Below are 1917 nucleotides of genomic sequence, written 5' to 3'. Positions count from 1 at the left end.
CGCGCGTGCTCGCTATGGGATGGCATGCGGCTGAGTCTGGATGCGCTGCGCGAGGTGGTGCCGGAAATCGGCGAGGTGGCCGCGGAACGCGCCGACGAGGCGGGTGCCGGTTCCGGCATGGCTGCCGGCGCTCAGGCTGGCCCGGCGGCAATCATGGCGGCGCAGGCTTTCGCGCTGCCCCACGGGGCACCTGGGCATGGCGCCGCTGAGCGCGGTGCCGTGGGCGCCACCCAAACGCTGCCCGAACAGATCGCCGCCCTCGAACGTACTGCCATCGCCCGCGCCTTGCAGGAAGCCGATGGCAACCGCACCCGTGCCGCGCGCCGCCTGGGTATTGCTCGCGCAACTTTGTATCAAAAGCTGCTCGATTACCCGGAATTGTCCGATTTCCGTACAGAAATGGGCGATGAGGCAGAAAGCGCGGCCAACCGATTGAATTGACTGGATTTCAGACAGTAACTGTCTGAAATCCAGACGGTTCGGCGGCCGTGAGCGACCGAAAACCAGTCATTTATTTGATGGCGGGTTCTTGGTCAGCGAGCAAGAGTCTTTCAAATCAATGGTTTGGCAATTCGGCCAAGCTTGGCACGCGCTTTGCGAAGAATTGCGGATCCGCATCCGCGGAAACCGTTCACACTCCGAGGAGACCTCCGTGAAGCCGCATTTGCTGCTGACGCGCCTGGCGCGCATCGCCGCCCCGCTGCTGGCTGGCGCCGCCCTGACCGGCCCCGTGTTGGCCAAAGACATCAAGATTGCTCACGTCTATTCGAAGACCGGCCCGTTCGAGGCGTATGGCAAGCAGACCCAGGTCGGCCTGCTGATGGGCCTGGAGTACGCCACCGGCGGCACGATGACCGTCAACGGCCGCAAGATCGTGGTGCTGGAGAAAGACGATCAGGGCAAGCCCGACGTCGGCAAGTCGCTGCTGTCCGCAGCCTATGGTGACGACAAGGTCGACCTGGCCGTCGGCCCGAGTTCGTCGGGCGTGGCGCTGGCGCTGCTGCCGGTGGCCGAGGAATACAAGAAGGTGCTGCTGGTCGAGCCGGCGGTGGCCGACGCGATCACCGGTGACAAGTGGAACCGCTACATCTTCCGCACCGGCCGCAATTCGACGCAGGATGCGGTGGCCAATGCCGTGGCGATGGACAAGGACAACACCTCGATCGCGATGCTGGCGCAGGACTATGCGTTCGGCCGCGATGCCGTGAAAGCCTTCAAGGACGCGCTGAAGAAAGCCAAGATCGTCCACGAGGAATACCTGCCGCTGAACACCACCGACTTCACCGCCGGCGCGCAGCGTCTGTTCGATTCGCTGAAGGACAAGCCGGGCCGCAAGGTCATCTTCATCGTGTGGGCGGGGGCGGGCAATCCGTTCAAGATCGCCGATCTGGACCCGAAACGCTTCGGCATCGAGATCGCTACCGGCGGCAACATCCTGCCGGTGATGGCGACCTTCAAGCAATTCCCCGGCATGGAAGGCGCTGCCTACTATTACTACGATATCCCCAAGAACCCGGCCAACAACTGGCTGGTCACCGAGCACTACAAGCGCTTCAAGCAGCCGCCCGATTTCTTCACGGCTGGCGGTATGGCAGCGGGCATGGCGGTCGCCGCAGCGCTGAAGAAAACCAATGGCGACACCAAGACCGAGTCGTTGATCAAGGCGATGGAAGGCATGAGCTTCGACACGCCGAAGGGCAAGATGACCTTCCGCAAGGAAGACCATCAAGCGCTGCAATCGATGTATCACTTCAAGTTGAAGAACGATCCGGCTTTCGCGTGGGCCGTGCCCGAGCTGGTGCGCGAGATCAAGCCCGAGGAAATGCAGATCCCGATCCGCAACAAGCGGTGACATGACGGCCCCCGCCCTCGAAACCCGCGAGCTGACGATACGCTTCGGCGGCCACGTGGCCGTCG

Annotated in this window: 2 protein-coding genes; both read left to right on the top strand. The window is 63.0% G+C overall.

From position 1 onward, the window contains the following. On the top strand, positions 1 to 441 hold a 441-nt coding region (locus ACE3PP_RS12330), incomplete at its 5' end, for a helix-turn-helix domain-containing protein (protein WP_374382681.1). Between the two features lie 223 nt (positions 442 to 664). Beyond that, positions 665 to 1852: a substrate-binding domain-containing protein gene (locus tag ACE3PP_RS12325; RefSeq protein ID WP_374382678.1), complete on the top strand. Its 1188-nt coding sequence runs from the start codon at positions 665 to 667 to the stop codon at positions 1850 to 1852. Positions 1853 to 1917 lie beyond the last annotated feature (65 nt).

This window comes from Dongia sp., assembly GCF_041910485.1.
In the GTDB taxonomy this organism is placed as follows: Bacteria; Pseudomonadota; Alphaproteobacteria; order Dongiales; family Dongiaceae; genus Dongia.
Note: the sequence above shows the minus strand (reverse complement) of the source record. Positions and strands in the feature narration are given on the sequence as shown.